The sequence below is a fragment of the Nocardia sp. MH4 genome (assembly GCF_019266065.1).
Lineage (GTDB): Bacteria > Actinomycetota > Actinomycetes > Mycobacteriales > Mycobacteriaceae > Nocardia > Nocardia canadensis.
In genome coordinates, this window is sequence record NZ_LPNR01000134.1 from 1 (window position 1) to 18,340 (window position 18,340).

The 18,340-nt window shown below is 68.2% G+C and carries 19 protein-coding genes; 8 read left to right on the forward strand and 11 right to left on the reverse strand.

Going from position 1 to position 18,340, the window contains the following annotated elements:
* On the reverse strand, positions 1-1,082 hold a 1,082-nt coding region (locus tag ATM97_RS33395; RefSeq protein WP_218722219.1), incomplete at its 3' end, for an AAA family ATPase.
* A 122-nt stretch (positions 1,083-1,204) separates the two neighbouring features.
* Between ATM97_RS33395 and ATM97_RS33400 the strand changes: the two genes are divergently transcribed.
* Both ATM97_RS33400 and ATM97_RS33405 read left to right on the forward strand, forming a co-directional pair.
* Complete coding sequence (locus ATM97_RS33400) at positions 1,205-1,540, forward strand: hypothetical protein (RefSeq protein ID WP_218722220.1); 336 nt, start codon at positions 1,205-1,207, stop codon at positions 1,538-1,540.
* Positions 1,537-2,163, forward strand: coding sequence for a YceI family protein (locus tag ATM97_RS33405; protein ID WP_218722221.1), 627 nt, complete (start codon positions 1,537-1,539; stop codon positions 2,161-2,163). The genes ATM97_RS33400 and ATM97_RS33405 overlap by 4 nt, the downstream gene beginning before the upstream one ends.
* Here ATM97_RS33405 and ATM97_RS33410 read toward each other — a convergent pair.
* Both ATM97_RS33410 and ATM97_RS33415 read right to left on the reverse strand, forming a co-directional pair.
* A complete protein-coding gene (locus ATM97_RS33410) occupies positions 2,049-2,945 on the reverse strand; it encodes a hypothetical protein (RefSeq protein ID WP_218722222.1) in 897 nt (298 codons plus the stop codon). The two genes, ATM97_RS33405 and ATM97_RS33410, sit on opposite strands and share 115 nt — an antisense overlap.
* Positions 2,942-3,814, reverse strand: a complete 873-nt coding sequence (locus ATM97_RS33415; RefSeq protein WP_308248713.1) for a 3-hydroxyacyl-CoA dehydrogenase family protein — start codon at positions 3,812-3,814, stop codon at positions 2,942-2,944. The genes ATM97_RS33410 and ATM97_RS33415 overlap by 4 nt, the downstream gene beginning before the upstream one ends.
* Before the next feature lie 210 nt (positions 3,815-4,024).
* On the opposite strand from ATM97_RS33415, the gene ATM97_RS33420 reads away from it, so the two are divergent.
* The 6 genes from ATM97_RS33420 (at position 4,025) to ATM97_RS33445 (ending at position 9,577) form a co-directional block, all read left to right on the forward strand.
* Positions 4,025-5,380, forward strand: a complete 1,356-nt coding sequence (locus ATM97_RS33420) for a hypothetical protein (protein ID WP_218722223.1) — start codon at positions 4,025-4,027, stop codon at positions 5,378-5,380.
* 107 nt (positions 5,381-5,487) lie between these two features.
* Positions 5,488-6,279, forward strand: coding sequence for a TIGR03084 family metal-binding protein (locus ATM97_RS33425; RefSeq protein WP_218722224.1), 792 nt, complete (start codon positions 5,488-5,490; stop codon positions 6,277-6,279).
* Positions 6,280-6,617: 338 nt separating this feature from the next.
* Positions 6,618-7,301: a hypothetical protein gene (locus ATM97_RS33430; protein ID WP_218722225.1), complete on the forward strand. Its 684-nt coding sequence runs from the start codon at positions 6,618-6,620 to the stop codon at positions 7,299-7,301.
* Positions 7,298-8,503 carry an L-2-hydroxyglutarate oxidase gene (gene lhgO, locus ATM97_RS33435; protein ID WP_218722226.1) on the forward strand — a complete coding sequence of 402 codons (1,206 nt, stop codon included), beginning with the start codon at positions 7,298-7,300 and terminating at the stop codon, positions 8,501-8,503. Before ATM97_RS33430 ends, lhgO begins: the two co-directional genes overlap by 4 nt.
* Positions 8,504-8,571: 68 nt before the next feature.
* Positions 8,572-9,045 carry an SRPBCC family protein gene (locus ATM97_RS33440; protein WP_218722227.1) on the forward strand — a complete coding sequence of 158 codons (474 nt, stop codon included), beginning with the start codon at positions 8,572-8,574 and terminating at the stop codon, positions 9,043-9,045.
* Between the two features lie 10 nt (positions 9,046-9,055).
* Positions 9,056-9,577, forward strand: a complete 522-nt coding sequence (locus ATM97_RS33445; RefSeq protein WP_218722228.1) for a ribonuclease H — start codon at positions 9,056-9,058, stop codon at positions 9,575-9,577.
* 91 nt (positions 9,578-9,668) lie between these two features.
* On the opposite strand, the gene ATM97_RS33450 is transcribed toward ATM97_RS33445, so the two are convergent.
* The 8 genes from ATM97_RS33450 to ATM97_RS33485 all read right to left on the reverse strand — a co-directional run bounded on the left by ATM97_RS33450 (position 9,669) and on the right by ATM97_RS33485 (position 18,338).
* Positions 9,669-10,424 (reverse strand): hypothetical protein, encoded by a 756-nt coding sequence (locus ATM97_RS33450; RefSeq protein ID WP_218722229.1) that lies wholly within the window; start codon positions 10,422-10,424, stop codon positions 9,669-9,671.
* 130 nt (positions 10,425-10,554) lie between these two features.
* Positions 10,555-11,733: an MlaD family protein gene (locus ATM97_RS33455; protein ID WP_218722230.1), complete on the reverse strand. Its 1,179-nt coding sequence runs from the start codon at positions 11,731-11,733 to the stop codon at positions 10,555-10,557.
* Positions 11,730-12,821 (reverse strand): MCE family protein, encoded by a 1,092-nt coding sequence (locus tag ATM97_RS33460; RefSeq protein ID WP_218722231.1) that lies wholly within the window; start codon positions 12,819-12,821, stop codon positions 11,730-11,732. Before ATM97_RS33460 ends, ATM97_RS33455 begins: the two co-directional genes overlap by 4 nt.
* An 8-nt stretch (positions 12,822-12,829) precedes the next feature.
* Positions 12,830-13,942, reverse strand: coding sequence for an MCE family protein (locus ATM97_RS33465; protein ID WP_218722232.1), 1,113 nt, complete (start codon positions 13,940-13,942; stop codon positions 12,830-12,832).
* The gene (locus ATM97_RS33470) at positions 13,939-14,934 is read right to left on the reverse strand and encodes an MCE family protein (RefSeq protein ID WP_218722233.1); all 996 of its coding nucleotides are present in this window, start codon (positions 14,932-14,934) and stop codon (positions 13,939-13,941) included. The genes ATM97_RS33465 and ATM97_RS33470 overlap by 4 nt, the downstream gene beginning before the upstream one ends.
* Positions 14,931-15,956, reverse strand: a complete 1,026-nt coding sequence (locus tag ATM97_RS33475; RefSeq protein ID WP_218722234.1) for an MCE family protein — start codon at positions 15,954-15,956, stop codon at positions 14,931-14,933. The genes ATM97_RS33470 and ATM97_RS33475 overlap by 4 nt, the downstream gene beginning before the upstream one ends.
* Positions 15,953-17,434, reverse strand: a complete 1,482-nt coding sequence (locus tag ATM97_RS33480; RefSeq protein WP_218722235.1) for an MlaD family protein — start codon at positions 17,432-17,434, stop codon at positions 15,953-15,955. Before ATM97_RS33480 ends, ATM97_RS33475 begins: the two co-directional genes overlap by 4 nt.
* 40 nt (positions 17,435-17,474) lie before the next feature.
* Positions 17,475-18,338 (reverse strand): ABC transporter permease, encoded by an 864-nt coding sequence (locus ATM97_RS33485; protein WP_218722236.1) that lies wholly within the window; start codon positions 18,336-18,338, stop codon positions 17,475-17,477.
* Positions 18,339-18,340: the final 2 nt, after the last annotated feature.

Here is an 18,340-nt window from a genome sequence, read left to right on the forward strand (position 1 = left end):
GCCTGCCGCCAATGCGTCGCGATCGCGCCCGCGACAGCGGAATCCGGCCCGCCCCGGTCGGTCAGCGCCTCCGCCGCGGCGCGGTGCAGGGCGGTGCGCCGCGACGGCGGCAGATCCGCGTACACCGCGTCGCGGATCAGGGCGTGGGTGAAACCGGTGGTGCCGTCGCCGAAGCGGCGGACGATCCCCGCCGCGGTGGCCGCGTCGACGGCGTCCGGCACCCGGGCGGTGGCGCAGACCCGCGCCAGCAGTTCGGCGTCGATGCGCTCGCCGAGCACGCTGGCGGCACTGAGCACGTCGACGTCGGCCGGCGCGAGACGGTCGAGCTGGGCCAGCACCAATCGGCGCACCGCCGGGGTGGAGAGCAGGGCGTCGTCGCCGGTATCGGATTCCGCCGCACCGGATTCCAGCACGAGGCGGACCAGCAGGGGATTGCCGTCCGTGCGGTCGTGCACGCGGGCGGCGAGATCGGCGGACCGGCCGCGCTGCTCGAGCCAGTACCGCACCTCCGGCTCGGAAAGTCCTGGTACGGACAGCGACTGGGTGTGCGGCAGCCGCAGCCAGTCGGACTGGTGACCGAGCAGCGTCCGGCCCGCCGGTTCGCGCGCGGTGCCGACGATGAGCAGCTTGGCGCGAGCGGTCTCGGTGGCGACGTGGGTGAGCAGCGCGAGGGAGGTGGGGTCGGCCCAGTGCAGATCGTCGAGGACGAGCAGCAGACCGGTGTCCGCGGCCGCCGCGATGAGCACGTCCGCGACCTCGGTGAACATCCGGAATCGCCGCGCGGCCGCACCGCCGCCGGGCTCGGTCACCGTGGCCAGGGCGGCGGCGAGTGCGGGCAGGTCGCGGGCAGCCCGGTGCCACGGCCACAGCGGCGGCGTCCCGGCGTCGTCGAGCGCGTTGCCCCGCGCCACCCGCAGGCCCGACTCGTCGGCCAGCTCCACCGCGCGTTCGGCCAGCCACGACTTGCCGATCCCGGCCGCACCGCTGACCAGCACGAACCGGCCCGCACCCGAGGCGGCGGCCAGGACCGCCGCACGCAGCCGCGCGATCTCCTGATGCCGTCCGACGGCCGGAGTCTGCATCGCACCAGTATCGCGCCTACGGCGGAATTCAGTACCGCGGATACGTACCGGCACTGATCCGGGCGCGTCCGCGCGCGGCGATCCTGGAATCACCCAATTCCCCAGGTCAGGAGCTCAAAATCATGTACGCACACCTTGTCTGGTTCGACCGGCCACGCACCGCCGACGAACTGGCGGCCGCCGACTTCGCCGCCGCGCACCGCATCCGCCCCGCCCTGGCCACCGTGCCGGGCCTGCTCGACTACTACGAACTGCGCCGTCCCGACGGCTCCGGCGTGGTGATCGGGATCGGCGAGACCGAGGAAGCCCTGCACGCGGTGCGCGCGGCCATCCTCGCCACCGAACTGCTGCCGGGCGAGGACCCGGCGCTGCTGCCCGGGCCCGACCGGGTGGAGATCTATCCGGTCCTGCACCACCACGACACCGCCGCCATCTACGCCGAGGGGGCGCGGTCATGAACTGGATCATGGTGGGCGAACAACGGCCCACGGAGTGGGTGGCCGCGCCACAGCGGTGCACCGCGCGCTTCCAGGTCGGCCATTTCGGGCGGCGCACCGTGCACGGGTCGATGCCGGTACTGGCGGGCCGTCTCACGGTCGGCCCCGACGGGCAGCCCCAGACGATCACCGGCGTCGTCGACCTGGCCGCGATCGACACCGGCCACCCCCGACGCGATCGTGACCTGCGCAAACCGGGCCTGCTCGATCTGGACCGGCACCCGCGGATGAGCTTCGTCGCCGACGACATCACCGGCACCGACGGGGAGTGGCGCGTCGCGGGCGTGGCCACCGTGCGTGGCCGGGACGTGCCGCTGGTGTTCACCGTCACCCGGTTCGACCTGGGCGGCGACACGGTCGCCGTCCGGGCGGAGGCCGTGCTCGACCGCAGGCAGCTCGGGATCAAGGCACCGGAATTCCTGATCGGGCGCTGGGTGACGATCGCGGTCCACGTCGTGCTGCGGCCCGACTACAGGTCGGCGAGCGCGAGTCCGGTCAACGGGCTCCCGATCCGCGCCAACTCGGTGTCGGTGCCCGAACCCACGTCGACGAACCTGATGCCACCGCCGAGATCGCTGACGTAGAAGCAGGTCCCGAGCCCGGCCAAGCCGATCGCCTCCCGATACCCGGTGGAGAGCACCTTCGGGGTGCCGACCTCGGGCTGCACGGTCGCGGCGTAGAGCGCGTTGCCCTCGGGGCGGGCGCCCCGATCGGTCCACACCAGGTGGGCGACGCCGTGCAGTTCGAGGTCGATCGGCTCGGGCAGGCCCTGCCAGAGCAGTTCGATGTCGGGGCGGTCGGCGGGATCGGTACCGGCGGGCAGGTCGATCGGGGCGCGGAAGATCCGGCCGTCGCCCGCCTTGGCGGCACCCTTCTGGGTCCAGTAGACGAGGCGGCGGTCGAGATCGAGACAGATGCCGACGCACCAGTTCCGAGCGATCTCGGCGTCGGCGTCGCTCCGGCCGGTCACCACGATCGGGCGCAGGTCCGCGCCGTCGAGATCGCAGGTGAGCACGGCCATGCCCTCGCGGTCGCACCAGTACAACCGGCCCGCCTCGAAATCGGCGGTCAACTGCTTGCCGGTGGTGAAGGCGCCGCGCGGCACGATCGTGGTGCGGTTGCCGCCGTCGAGATCGACCCGCTCGATCGATCCGTTGGGGGTGAAGAACTCCGGTTCGGTGTCGGGAAGCGCGCCCGGGTCGGGCTTGCCCATATTGGTCCAGTAGATATGGCCGCGCAGCTGATCGACCACCACGCCGTCGGGGAACTCGTCGAGTCCGTCGACGACCGTGCGCACCGAGCCGTCGTCGAGCGAGACGGCCAGCATCGCAGCGGCTTTGAGGTCGAGGGCGAGCAACTCGGTCATGACCGCGGCTTGGGGTAGTCGTCGTAGAAGCCCTCACCCGTCTTCACGCCGAGCTTGCCCTTGTCGACGTACTCGTGCAGCAGTTTGCGCGGCCCCGCGGGCAGATTCGGATTCTCCGCGGCGTAGTGCTCCTCGATATCGAGCACCACGTCCAGACCCACCTGATCCATCATCCGGAACGGGCCCGCCTTCGTGCCGAAGTTGCGCGCGAACATGTCGTCGACGTCTTTCGGAATGGACACGCCCTCGTAGACCACCTCGAGCGACTCGCGTTTGATGGCCGCCCAGATGCGATTGAAGATGAAGCCGGTGCTCTCCTTGCGGACCAGGAACGGGTGCAGGCCGAACTCCGGGAACGTCTTCAGCACGAATTCCAGGATGTCCTGCGATGTCTTGCCGTCCGACATCACATCGAGCACGGTCGACTGAGGCGGCATATAGAAGTGCGTATTGAGCATGCGGTCGGCCGTCTTCAGGCCCTCGGTGAACAACCGGCTGGCGTACGACGACGAATTGGAGGCCAGGATCGCATCCGCGTCGGCGTCGCCCTCGAGCTGGGCGAAGATCTTCTTCTTCAGGTCGAGGACCTCCGGCACCGCCTCGACCACCAGCCACGCGCCCGCGACGGCCGTCGCCTGGTCGGGCACGTACTCGACGGTGCCGGGCGACCCACCGGGCACCGACGCGGCAACGCCGGGCAACTGTTCCTCGACGAAGGCGACGGCCGCCGCGCCCTGTTCGGCGCCGGGATCGGTGATCCGGACCAGCCCGCCCCTGGTCGCGAACATCAGCGCGATGCGTCTGCCCAGCGTGCCCGCCCCGATGACGGCGACCGGACGATCGAGATGATTCTGCGGAACACTGCTCACGACGACTCCCTCTACGCAGGTGACGGGAAGAACTCGGGTGACGCGACGGATCTGCGCCTCCAGGCTATCGCCGGTCGTCGGCAAACGGGTCGCGACTCGGGACGAATACCGCCATCCGCCGTTGACACCCCGTCGCGACCGGTCAGAATGTGATTGCCTTATCCTCACGTTCTTCACGTTCTTCGCGCGTCAGCACTAGGGGGCTCCTCGATGACCACACTGGCCTCCGGACTCTTCATCGATTGGGAAGATCTGACGGGGCAGTCGAAATTCGTGGTCGATCTGATCAGTTTCCCGATCTTCAGCGCGCTCGCCGGCTGGCTGACCAACTGGACCGGCGTGCTCATGCTGTTCTGGCCGGTGCAGTTCAAGGGCTTCCGGGTGCCGATGCTGCACGTGCTGTACCCCTATCTCCCGCGCCGGGTCCAGGTGCTGCCGACCTTCTCCGGCGACGGGCGCAGGCTCGGTTTCCAGGGCTTCATTCCCGCTCGCGCCGAGAAGATGGCCAGCATCTGCGTCGACAAGGCGCTGATGCGGATCGGCAGCCCGCGCGACTTCATCCATGAGCTCGATCTCGACGGCATCGGCGACTACCTGGCCGAACGGGCGCGCGATCAGGTGCAGCCGATCGTCGACGAGATCATGTACCGGGAGAATCCCGACCTGTGGCGTTCGCTGCCGCGGCCGGTGAAGCAGGCCGTCTACCAGCGGGTCGACCGGCAGCTGCCCGCGCTGGGCAGGCGCGCGTTCGCGAGCCTGGGCGACAACATCGACCAGTTGCTCGACGTCAAGAACTTCGTGATCAGGTACCTCGAGAAGAACCCGAACATCCTCAAGGACCTGACCACCACCATCGCGGCGCCGGAACTGAAGTTCATGGCGCGGGTCGGTCTGCTCGGCGCGCCGTTCGGTCTGGTGCTGGCGCTGTACCTGCACGTGCACTCGCAGATCCCGTACTGGGGCGCGGTGCCCGCGTGGGTGATCGTGCTGCTGGCCTCGGCCGCGATCGGCGTGATCGTCAACGTCATCGCGATCAAGATGGTGTTCGAGCCGGGCGATCCGCAGCCGCGCTACAAGTACCTGTGGCGCCAGGCCCTGCTGGCCAAGCGGCAGCCGCAGGCGGCGACCGACCTGGCGCACATCCTGGCCTACCAGGTGCTGACCGTGGAGAACCTGTCCAACGAACTGCTCGAGGGCCCCAACGGGGACAAGACCCGGCAGCTGATCGAGCGGGTGGTGGCCGAGGAGATCCACCAGCAGCTGGGCCCGACCGCGTTCATGGTGCGGGCGGCGATCGGCAAGAAGGGCTACGACAACCTGGCGATCTCGGGCGCGGGCGCCGGTCTGAGCCTGGCGCCGGAGATGGTCGACGACGAGAAGTTCGTGCTCGAGCAGGCCAAGAAGATCGATGCCTTCGCCGATCGCAAGCTGCAGAAGCTGACGCCGGGCGAGTTCATGGAGATGTTCTACGCGGCGGTCGAGCAGGACGCCTGGCTGCTGTACCTGCACGGCGGCGTGCTCGGCGTGGCCGTCGGCGGGCTGCACCTGCTGACCTTCGGCTGGTAGCGCGCCGCAAGAACAAGCACGCGTGCTTGCATTTTTCTGGAGGCGCTGAGATTCTTGGTGACGAGGCGCACCCGTACCGGGTCGCGCCACGATCGGCAAGGGAACAGATGGCTGACCTCGCAGCGCTCCTCGACGACTTCGCCGCCGAATGCGCGGAGCTGGAAAACCTGGTCGCACCGCTGACCGCCGCCCAGTGGCAGACCGCCACCCCGTCCCCAGGCTGGGATATCACCACCCAGATCGCCCACCTGACCTGGACCGACGAGGTCTCCAAGCTGGCCGCCACCGACGGTGAGACCTTCGCGAAGCTGCTGGCCGAGGCCGCGCCCAAGATGTTCACCTTCGTCGACGAGGCTGCCGAGGAACTCGCGCAGACCCCGCCCGCCGACCTGCTCGTGCGCTGGCGCGCCGGTCGCGAGGCGCTGATCGCCGCGCTGGCCGCCGTCCCGGCGGGCACCAAGCTGCCCTGGTTCGGCCCGCCGATGAGTCCGGCGTCGATGATCTCCGCGCGGATCATGGAGACCTGGGCGCACGGACAGGACGTCGCCGACGCGCTCGGCGTCGAGCGCACGCCCACCGCCCGGCTGCGCACCGTCGCCCACATCAGCGTCCGCACCCGCAACTACGCCTACACGGTGCACGGCGAATCCGGGCCCGCCGAGGAATTCCGGGTGGAACTGACCGCGCCCGACGGCAGCTTGTGGACCTGGGGTCCCGAGGACGCCGCGCAGCGCGTCACCGGCCCGGCCGTCGACTTCTGCCTGGTCGCGACCCAGCGTCGGCATCGCGAGGACACCGCCCTGGTCACCGAGGGCCCCGACGCCGAACATTGGCTCGGCATCGCGCAGGCCTTCGCCGGGCCGCCCGGAGCGGGCCGCGAAGCCGGTCAGTTCGCCTGACCACACGTTGCGAACAGGCGAGCGTCAGTCTCTGAGCGCCATTCGTGCCGACTGCCCCGGACTTCGTTGGCCGGGGGGTTGACCTCCGTGGCAGTCGTGAATGACGCTCGCCTGCTTCGTAGAGGTACCCCACGGCGCGCTGTGAGAAACAACAGAAGGCGCGCGACACCGCCCTGACCCGCACTGATAGGTCAGCTGTCCAGATGTGGTCCTGATCTCACCGGGCGGGGGTGCTAACAACAGCTAGCACGGGCGTACCGTGGAAATCAGCGCGTGGCTTTCAACGATGCGGGCCCCGTCCCCTCGGGTACACCCACAGGTACAGGAAGGACCGCATCGTGACCGCACATCGACCCGCTCAGATCGCGCGTCTGTCCGCCACCGTCATCGCCGGCGCCGCCAGCCTCTGCCTCACCGTCGCCGCGGGCGCCTACATCGTCAACCACATGCCCGATCTCGCGCCGCCGCGGGCCGATGACAACGCGGCCCCCGCCGCGACACCGGGCTCGGGACACCACCGCCCCGCGCTCACCGAGGACTCCTCGCCGCGCGCCACCTACGACCTCGTCGAGCTCGCGGTATCGACCGAGCGCACGGTGCCCGCCGCGACCAGGGCCCCGGTGACCGCGCAGCAGTCCGGGGTCGGGGCCACACCCGACAATTCGGCGCTGGCCGGTCGGCTCAAGATCGGCACCACCTACGTCGGGGCGCAGGTCGCCCCCGCCCGCACCGACACCATCGCCTTCACGGTCGACACCAACCTGGTGACGATGGCGTCGAAGTACCTGGGCATCACCGTCGACCCGGCCGGGGTGACCGCGTTGCGCACCGAACTCGACACCCGCCGTGGCGAAGTGGTGTTCGTGCTCTCCGATCCCGGCCTCGGCAGCCACACGCTGCGCGTGGAACGGGTGCAGAAGCCGGGCACCGAGCCCGCGCCGGTCGACGCCGCGCAGGCCGACGAGCAGGCCGCGGCACCGACCACATCGGCCGACGAGGCGCCGACTACCGTCGGCGTGTGAGTTCTGGCGGCACCGCGCGCGGTGCGTACGACTTCTGCGTGCTCGGCGGCGGCATCGTCGGCGTGGCGACCGCGCACCGGCTGCTGAGCACCCGTCCCGGCGCGAGCCTGCTGCTGGTGGACAAGGAGTCGAGTCTCGGCGCGCACCAGACCGGGCACAACAGCGGCGTCATCCACTCCGGGATCTACTACCCGCCCGACAGTTTGAAGGCACGGCTGTGCCGGGCGGGCGCGCGGTGGACCAAGGAGTTCGCCGCCGCCAACGACATTCCGTTCGAGGTCTGCGGAAAGCTGCTGGTGGCCACCGATTCCGCCGAGCACGCGCGGATGCTCGATCTCTACGAGCGCTCCATCGCCAACGGCGTCGACGTGGCGGCGATCGACGCGGCCGAGCTGGTGCGCCGCGAGCCCCGGATCACCGGCGTCGGCGCGCTGTTCGTGCCCGCCACCGGCATCATCGACTACGCGAAGGTGACGGCCGCGCTGGCCGATCAGGTGGTGGCGATGGGCGGGCGGATCGCGCTCGACACCGTCATCGAGGCGATCAGCGAAACCGGTTCGGCGGTCACGATTTCCGGGCCCACCGGGTCCTTCACCGCACGCACGCTGGTGGTTTGCGCCGGATTGCAGGCCGACCGGATGGCGCGGATGGCGGGCCTTAGCACCGACTTCCGCATCGTCCCGTTCCGCGGCGAGTACTACCGGCTGCCGCCCGAACGGGCCGAGCTGGTGCGCACGCTGATCTATCCGGTGCCCGATCCCGCGCTGCCGTTCCTCGGCGTGCATCTGAGCCCGACCATCGACGGGGAGCTGACCGTCGGGCCGAACGCGGTGCTCGGGCTGGCCAGGGAGGGGTATCCGAAGGGGAGCGTGAACGTGCGGGACGCGGTCGAGGTGCTGCGCTTTCCCGGCGTCCACCGAGTCGCCCGCGCACATCTGCGGACCGGGGCGCGCGAACTGCGCAACTCGGTGTTCAAGCGGGGCTATCTCGCCGAATGCCGCAGATACTGTCCAGAACTCACGACCGCGGACCTGCTGCCGCATCGCGCGGGCATCCGCGCGCAGGCGGTGCTGCGCGACGGCACCCTGGTGCACGACTTCCTGATCGAGCGGACGCCGCGCTCGATCCATGTGCTCAACGCGCCCTCACCTGCGGCTACGTCGGCGATGCCGATCGCGGAGTACCTCGTCGACCAGCTCTGAGCGTCAATCTGGCAAATAAAGAGGATATTTGTAGTAATTTTGAGCCCATCCGTGATCAGGGAGGGCCGATGGGCCACATCAGGTATGCGTGTGACGTCGGCGCACCCGTCGACGCCGCCTTCGCCTACGCCGAGAACTTCCGCTTCGTCCCGGACTGGATGTCGGGTGTCACCGGCATCGAGCCGGACGGCGAGCCCGACCAGGGCCTCGGCGCCGCCTTCGTGCTGAAAGTCCGGTTGTTCGGGGTGATTCCGCTCCGCTCGACCTGCGAGATCACCGAATATCGGCGCAATGCGGTGATCGGGTATACCCTGCGTGGGCGGGTATACGGAACCGTGACACTACGGTTCGACCCGCTCGGCTACGAACGGTCGGTGCTGACCTCCGAAGCCGACTATCCACCACCACGCGGTGTGTTCGGCCGCCTGTGCCATCGCCTCGTCGACGCTGTCGCGAGATCGGCACTGCGCCGCACGGAGTCGCGGTTGCGAAGGGAGATAGAGGCATTCCACGGTACCGATCTTGTCGGCCGCATCGCCTAGGGTGGCGGTCATGATCATCGTGAGCACCGACGGGTCCTGCCTGCGCAATCCCGGTGGTGCCATCGGCTGGGCCTGGGTGAATCACCAGGGCCCGGCGGACAGCGGGGGAGCCGCGTCCGGAACCAACCAGATCGCCGAGCTCCGCGCCGTGCTGGAAGCCATCCTCGCCCACCCCGGCGCCGAGCCGATGCTCATCGAGAGCGATTCGCTCTACGCCATCAAATGCGCCTCCGAGTGGATCACCAGCTGGCGGCGCAACGGCTGGCGCACCTCCACCGGCGGCGCGGTGAAGAACGTCGAGATCATCAAGCAGATCGATCGGGCCATCACGACCCGCGAGGGACCGGTGCGTTTCCGCTGGGTCCGCGGGCACGTCGGTAACTATTTCAACGAACAAGCCGACACTCTGGCAGGCGCGGCCGCCCGCGAAGCCGCCGCCCGCCCGGCGCCCGTCGCCGAACCCACCAGACCGCGGACCACGGGGAAGCCGGTCGAGCCGGCAGCGCCGTCCGGGACACTCACCCTGTTCTGAGGCGCCGACGCGACCGGAGTTGGTCCGCACGACAACGCCTCCGGCGGCAGATTCGCTCTGCTGCCGGAGGCGTTGTGGAAATGCTCGTCGATCAGTTGCCGGGCGTCGGCGCGGGCGCCTGCGGCGTCGGCACGGTCTGACCGGGGGCAGCGCCACCGGGGACCTGGCTGCCGTTCTTGAGCAGCGGCGAATCCAGCTTGCTGACCAGCCACTTGCCGTCGTCGGACTTCTCGAGGGTCATCTCGATGGCGAACATCATCCGGTCCGGTTCGGTCTGGGTGAAGTTCGTCCGGTACTGGGTCATGGTGACCATGGCCTTGACGTCGTCGGTGCTGCCCGAGATGTAGGCGCACTGCACGTCCTCACCACGGGACTTCACCTGAGCCTGGACCATCGCGCCCTTGAGCGCCTCGCTGGCGTCGCTGAATTCCTTCAGGTAGTCGCCGGTGGCCCCCGCCTTCATCGAGGCGATGTAGCCGTCGAGGTCCTTGGAGTAGTCGTAGTTGGCGAGGATGTTGCCGTAGTCGCAGGCCGCCTTCGTCGAGTCGGCGATGGCGTCGAGCTTGTCACCCTTGTCGCTGCTCTGCAGGAAGAACACCACGGCCGCGGTGGCCGCACCGAGAGCGACCACGCCGGCGACACCGGCGGCGATCCAGCCCGTCGAGCTCGATTTCCCGGCCGACGCGGGCGTCGGCGCCTGCGCTTCGGCCGCGGTCGCCGCCTTGACAGTGGGCGCGTCCGTTTCGGGGGTGGCCGCAGCGCCCTTGACGGTCGCGTCGGCCTTGGCCAGATCGGGGGAGTCCGCCGCGGCAGCGTCCTTCTTGCTCTCGGCGTCGTCGCTGGTCATCGAATCAATCCTGCTCTTTCCCGGCACTCATATCGCACCGATTTCCTTCGTGGGCCCGTGAGCCGGACCACACGCTCTCCTCAGCGAGTATGCCCGGTGCGGTGCGCGAGCGACCGAACCGGGCATCAACTCAGTTCACCGGGATGGGTGTCCGCTCGTTGGGATCGACGCCCGGCGGCATCTGCGCGCCGTTGTTGGGCACGTTCGGGCGCGGCGCGTTGGCCGAACCGCGGATCTGCTGATCGGCGGGCGGGTTCACGCAATAGTTCCACTTCGGGATCGACCCGTCCTGGACTTCCTCGTTACGACGGTACTCCGTGGCGTAGTAGCACGTCGGCCGCGGCCAGATGTCGATGACGGTGTGGAACTCGCCGTCGTGGGCGGGCACCGCGATCGACTCCAGACCCAGCGCCAGCGACGGGAACAGCAGTCGCAGCGCCGGCTGACGCAGCTGCGCCGCCCTGGTGATGGCGACGAAGTTGGCCGCCAGACCGGTGATCGGATCGGCCGTCTTGTCCAGCACCGCACCGAGCGCCTCGAACTGCGCGGGCGCGTTGTCGAGCACGCTCTGCAGTTCGGCGTTGGCGTTGTTGAACTGGGTCAGCAGCGCGCCCGAGTTGCGGGTCAGGGTCTGCAGATCCGGCTGCGCGTTGGAGGTGGTCTCGGCGATCACCCGCAGGTTGGCGATGAGGTTCACCGTCTGCGGCAGCAGGTTGTCCAGGCCGGCCACCACCAGGCTGACGCCGTTGATCAGGCCACGCAGCTGATCCGGGCCGGCACCGAGCGCGGTGTCGAGCTCGGCCAGGATCGTCTTGAACTGCTGCGGGTTGACCTGGGCGATCAGCGCGCTGGTGTCGTCGAGCACGGCCCACACCGGGGTGGGGGTCTTGATCTGCTCGGGGTTGAACTTGATCACCGCGCCGTCACCGAGGAACGGGCCGACATCGGTGTTCGGACGGAAGTCGATGTACTGCTCGCCCGCCGCCGACAGGGCCGCCACCTGGATCATGGTGTCGACCGGGATCTTGTAGCTCGTGTCGATCTGCGCCTTGGCGGCGATCGACTGGCCCTGGTCGATCAGCTCGACCGAGGTGACCTTGCCGATCCGGTGCCCGCGCAGGGTGACGTCGTTGCCCGGCTGCAGACCACCCGAGCGGTCCAGGTTGACCGTCACCGCGTACTCGGACCGCAGCGGGTTCACCCGCATGACGTTGACCAGCAGATAGGTGGCGCCGACGATCAGCACCACGACCAGGGCCGCGTTGGCGAGCAGGATCTTGTTACCGAAGAACTTCTTCGCCTTGCTCATCGGTGGCCTCCCACTCGGCCCTGAACGATCTGCAGCACCTGGATGAAGCTGCCGACGAAATCGTTCACGTCCTTCAGATCGGGGAACTTGCTGTTGGCCGGATCGGTGAGCAACCCGATGTCGAGGTTGGTCAGCGTCGCGTACGGCGCCAGCGACTTGCCCTGGAACGTGGCGTTCGCGCCGGGCCGGATCGCGTGCAGCTGATCGAGCACGTACCCGAAGTTGTCGCCGGAGGCCGCGAGCGCGGTCATCAGGTTGTCCAGGTTGGTGAGCAGCTCGGAGAGCTGATCGCCGGTGGTGTTGGAGTAGTCGCCGAGCGCGGCGCTGGCCGTGGCCACCTTGGTGAGCAGGTCACCGATCGCCTTGTTGTTCTCGGCGATCGCGCCGATGGCCTGCGGCAGCGTGTCGGCCACCTGACCCAGCTGGGTCTTGTTGTTCTCGATGGTGTTGGCGAGGGTGTTGAACTCGGTCAGCACCGTGTCGACCTTGGCGCTGTTGTTGTTCAGTTCGCCGATGACACCGGTCATCTCGGTGATCAGGTGCGACAGGTTGCCGCCCTGCCCGTTGAGGATCGAGCCGAGTTCGGTGCCCAGCCGGCTGAGGCTGGCCACGCCGCCGCCGTTGAACAGCATCGACACCGAGATCAGCAGCTCTTCCACGGTGGCGCCCGCCGAGGTGTACTCGCGGGTGAGGGTGGCGCCGTCCGCCAGCGGCGGGCCCGCGGGCGCGCCGTTCTTCGGCTTGGACAGCGCGATGAACACGTCACCGAGCGGCGTCGCCTGACGCAGTTCGGCCGTGCTGCCCTGGGGCAGCTGGATGTCCTTGCTGATCTGCATATCGATCTTGGCTTGGAAGTTCTTGGTCGAGATGCCGGAGACCACCCCGACATCGGAACCACCGATCTTCACCTTCGCCTGATCGGGCAGGTTCAGCGCGTTGTCGAACTCCGCGTGGATCGTGTAGGTGTCGCCTTCGGCGCCCGGCTTGGGCAGCGGCAGATCCTCCACGGTGAATCCACACCCGGAGGTGATCGCCACCGTCGCCGTCGCGGCCGCGGCGACCAGCGCGCGGCGGGCTTTCATCGTCATACGTAGGGTCATTTCGTCAGTCCGAGCAGTGCGGCGGTGAGCCCGTAGTCGGGGCCGAAGTCCTGCATGTTCCCGGAGCGGCAGCCGTCGGACTTCATCTGGATCCGCTCGCAGAAGACGCTGACGACCTCGCCGGAGAGGGCGGTGCCGATCAGGCCGTGCAGGCGGACGAAGCGGCCTTCCTTGTTCATCGCGCCGTCGATGTTCTGCATCAGCAGCGGCACGATGTCGACGATCTCGACCATGGCGCCGGAGTTGGCGCGCAGCTGGTTGGTGACGTTGGTCAGCCCCGTCAGCGAGGCCGACAGCTCGTCGGCGTGCTCGCCGAACATCGTCGAGGTGTTGGCCAGGAAGGCGTTGAGCTGATCCAGCGTGGCCTGCAGGCCGGGGGCCTGCTCGGCCAGCAGGCCCGACATTGCGGTCACCCGATCGCTGAAGTCGCGCACCGACTGGTCGTTGTCGGCCAGCATCGTCGTCAGCTCGTTGAGCTTGATGATGATGTTGGAGATCGCGTCCTTGTTGTCGACACCGATCTTCAACGCGCTCGACAGCGCGTCGAGGGTTTCCCGGATCTTCTGGCCGTTGCCGTTGAGCACCGGGTAGAGCACCCGGCCCGAGAGCGGGCCGAGTCCTTCCTGACCGGGTTCGGGCTTGAGCGAGGCGGAGAACTGGTCGATGGTCTTGATCATCGTGTCCAGCTCGACCGGGGTCCTGGTGCGCGCCTTGGGCAGATGCTCACCGGACTTCATCGACTCACCGCCGGTGTAGGGCGGGGTGATCTCGATGTGGCGGTCGGTCACGATCGAGGGCGAGATGATCGCCGCGATCGCTTCCTTGGGGATCTTCACCCCGCCGTCGATGGTCATGTGGACCTCGACGTAGGTGCCCTTGGGAACGATCTTGTCGACCTTGCCGACGGCCAGGCCGAGGACCATGACGTCGTTGCCCTCGTACATGCCGGCGATGTTCTCGAAGTCGGCCGTGATCTTGGTCGACATGCCGAGCGCGTCGTTCACCTGATTGGGCAGCAGCGAGCAGCTGCCCAGGGTCAAGGCGGTGGCGCCGATCATCAGCGCTCGGGCCAGCGTCTTGCCGCCGCGGAATCTCGAGGTCAGTTTCATCCTGCGCACCCCTGAATCACCTGAACGAAGCACAGCCAGTTGTCGGGGAACAGCCACGGCAGCGAGACGTCGCCGTAGTTGCCGTTGCCGAGCGCGTTGTTGAAGTAGCGCGCGGTCGGCTGCCCGATCTGCAGCAGTCGGTCGAGGTTTTCCTTGTTCTTCTGCAGACCCTCGGCCATGGTGTTGAGCTGACCGATGGTGCCGCCGAACTGATTGCCGTTCTCGGCGCCGATCTCCTCCAGCTGACGGGTCAGCGTGGCGATGTTGTCGAGCAGCTGCCGCAGCAGGTTCTGCCGCTCCATCACCCGGTTGGCGATGGCCTCGCCCTGGGTGATGACCAGCAGGATCGAGTTGCGGTTGTCGGCGAGCAGCTGAGTGACCCGGTTCAGATCCTTGAGCAGGCTGTCGACCTCGGTCTTGCGCCGGTCGACGACCTTGGCCAGCGCGCCGACGCTGTCGATCGCCTGCGCGACGAGCTGCGGCGAGTCACCGAGCTGGCTGTTGATCGTGTTGAGCGAGGCGGCCAGCTTCTTGGTGTCGAGTTCCTCGAACTTCGGCGTACCGACCTGCACGACATCGGCGATGTTGTACGGCACGTCGGTGTTGCTGCGCGGGATGGTCTTGCCCTCGAGCCCCGATCCGTCTCCCGGCTGCAGGTCGACGTAGCGCGCTCCGAGCAGCGTGGCCATCTTGATCGCGGCGTGCGCGTCGGGGCCGAACTTCAGCGACTTGTCGACGTCGAGGGTGACCACCACGTGATCGCCCTCGATCTTGGCGCCGGTGACCGTGCCGACCTGCACGCCGGAGACCGCGACCTTGTCACCGGTCTTGATGCCGGCGGCCTGCACGAACTCCGCGTCGATCGACTGCCTGCCCAGCCCGATGAACTGGTAGACGGTGGAACCGACCAGCAACAGCACGATCACCAGCGAACCGATGACACCGAGCCAGAAGTTGCGGTTGCCGAGGAAGGTCGTCTTGAGCTTGCTCATCTGCAGACCTCCGAGTGGGAGGTGCCACCGATCTGGCTGAACAGACCGCGCGGGAACAGGACCCCGTAGAGCGAGACGTCCAGGCTGCACAGGTAGGCGTTGGCGTGCGTGCCCTCGGAGGTCATCCGGCCCAGGTCGGCGAGCATCGACGGCATGTCGATCGCGGCCTGGTCGAGCTTGGCGCCGTTGGCCAGCAGCAGGTTCAGCGCGGCGGTGGTCGAGTTCTGCGCCGCCGACAGCTTGGGCTGGATCTTGCCGACCATGCCGACCAGCGACGTGGTCGCGTCGGCCAGGGTGGCCGTGGACGCCTGCAGCGACTGACCCTGTTCGTAGAGCCCGCCGATCAGCGCCCGGGTCTGGGTCACCAGGGTCTCCAATTCATCCCCTCGCTTGGCCAACCCGGCCATCACACCGGACAGGTTGGTGATCACGTCGGACAGGATCGCGTCCCGACGCTGGAAATCGGTGGCCAGCTGCGCGGCCTGGATGATGAACGACGACAGCGAGACACCGTCACCCTGCAGCGCCTGGATCAGCGTCTCCGACATGGCGTTGACCTCGGCCGGCTCCAGCGCCTGGAACAGCGGCTGGAAGCCGTTGAGCAGCGCGGAGATGTCGAACGAGGGCTCGGTGCGGTCGATCGGGATGACCGACCCACTCTCGAGCTCCTGCGGGCTCGGCGCCGTGCCCGGGGTCAGCGCGACGTAGCGCTGACCGATCAGGTTCTGGTAGCGAACCAGGGCCTTGGTGTCGTCGAAGATCGTCTGGTCGCTCTGCACGATGAACGACACCTTGGCGTCGTTCTTGCCGTCGAGCTCGATCTTCTCGACCTTGCCGACGCGCACGCCGGCCATGCGGACGTCGTCGCCGGGCCGCAGGCCCAGGACATCGGTGAAGATCGCGGTGTACTTGCGGGTGTCTCCGTCGACCGTGCGCGCGAGCGTATTCCACACGACCACGATGACCAGCATGGAAACGATCGCGAAGATACTGAACCCGATCAGTGGCTTGCGGATGCTCATGCGCCACCCCCGTTTTCGGACACTTGCAGGGTTCCGCCCTTCAAAATCGGACCGAGCAGCAGGAATTCGGATGCCGTCGGCTTACGCCCCAGCAGTTGAGTCATCGCCGCTTCGCCCTGGTAGGAGATCGGCTTGGCCGCCGCCGGAGCCACCGCGGGCTGCGGTGCGTCGGCCGGGGCAGCGGGGCCCGCCGCCGGCGCGGGGGCGCCGCCACCGAGCAGACCCGGCAGACCCGGGATCTGGATCGACGGGACCAGGCCCTCGAGCGGCGTGCCGGCGAACGGCTTGACCTCGGTGCCGTTGGCGGTCTGCATCGGCGCGATGCCCGGCGTGGTGAGGCCGGGGATCGCGGGCATGCCCGGGATCGCGACCAGCGGGGGCAGCCCGGCGGCGGCGTCGAGCTTGCGCGGGCGCACGCTCTCCGGCATCGGCGGAATGCTGACCTCGGCGGGCGCGGTGAAGCAGCTCGGGCCGAGCAGCTCGCCGTAGCGCGGGCAGTCCGCGACGGTGTTCGGCTTGTACGGGGTGAACGTCAGACCCGCGTTCCAGACCATCTGCTTGGACGGACCGCCGTGCATGGTGCTGTTCAGCGCGGCCAGCGACGGGCCGAAGACCTCGAAGGTCTTGGTGATCGAGCCCGGGTCGGCGGCCAGCGCGCCCAGGGTCGCGTTCATCCCGACGGTGACCTCCTTGCCGACATCCGGGTTGGTCGCGAACAGGTCGTTGACCTGGTCGGTGGTGGCACTCGCACCGGCCAGCAGCGCGATCAGCTGATCCCGCTTGGTGGCGATGGTGTTGGCGGTCTGCACCGAGCTGCCGAGCACATCGAGCAGTTCCGGCGCCGACTGGTTGAGCGCGTGCGCCGAGGCGGAGAAGTTGTCGAGCATGCCGCCCAGGTTCGGACCGGCGTCGGCGACGGTGGTCAGCCAGTGGTCGAGGCGCTGGATGGTGGAGCCGGGGACCCGGCCGCTGCCGTCGAGCGCCTGGGTCAGGGTGCCGAGCACCCGGCCCAGCTGCACCGGGTCGACCTCGTTGAGGATGTCGCGCACCGTGGTGAGCGTGTCCTGCAACGCGATCGTGCCCTGGCTGGTGTCCTCGGGGATCTGCGAGCCCTCGTGCAGGTACTGGTTGGACGCGCCGTTGAAGACCAGCTCCACCGAGGTGACGGCGAACAGGTTGCTCGGCACGACGCGGGCGGTGACATTGGACGGGATGTCGCCGGCGAACTCGGGCTTGAGCTCGATGTTCACCTTCTGGGTCGCGCCCTTGTCGGTGATCTCGACGTCCTTGACGGCGCCGACGAGCACGCCGCGGAACTTCACGTCGGCATCCGAGGGGAGGCCGTCACCGGTGGTCGTCAGGTTGGCGGCCACATTGACCTTGGGCACGAAGTAGCCCTGGTACCTCGCCATCAGGAACCCGAGGATCACCGCGAAGACGATGACGCCACAGGTGCCGGCGATGTACAGCTGTTTCATCGTGGGACCGCGCCCACTGGGATCGATGATCATCGCGCGCCTACCCCGAGATCCTGATTCCGGGGTTGACGCCCCAGATCGCCAAAGTCATGAACAGGTCGGCGAACACGACCAGGATGATGCACATCTTGATCGCGCGGCCGGCCGCGACGCCGACGCCCTCGGGTCCGCCCGAGGCGAAGAAGCCGTAGTAGCACTGGATGAACGTCGTGATCATGACGAACACGACCGCCTTGAGCAGCGAGTACAGCACGTCGGTCGGTACCAGGAATTGGTAGAAGTAGTGCGAGTAGGTACCGGCCGCGGTGCCACCTATCAGCTGCACCGTGATCGAGCAGGACACGTAGGCCATCACCAGGCCGATGCAGTACAGCGGCACGATCGCGATGACCGCGGCCATCATCCGGGTGCTGACCAGGTAGGGCAGCGGGCGGATGGCGATCGAGTCGAGCGCGTCGATCTCCTCGGAGATGCGCATGGCGCCGAGCTGGGCGGTGAATCGACAGCCCGCCTGGGCCGCGAAGGCCAGGGCCGCCAGCAGCGGGCCGAGCTCGCGGGTGGTGGCGAAGGCCGAGATGGCGCCGGTGATCGGGCTCAGGCCGAGTAGGTTCAGCGAGGTGTGACCCTGGATGGCGACGGTCATGCCGCCGAAGGCGCTGATGATCAGGATGACGCCGATGGTGCCGCCACCGACGACGATGTTGCCGTTACCCCAGGTGACGTCGGAGAGCAGCCGCCAGACTTCCTTCGGGTACTGCTTGAAGGCCAGCGGAATCGAGCCGACGGAACGCAGGAAGAAGAAGACCTGGTGTCCGAGCCGCGCGAGCAGGTCGACGGGCGCCTTGCCGACCGCCTTGAGCTGGCGCAGCGGCCGCAGCAGCGGAGGTACGTACGTTGATGACATGG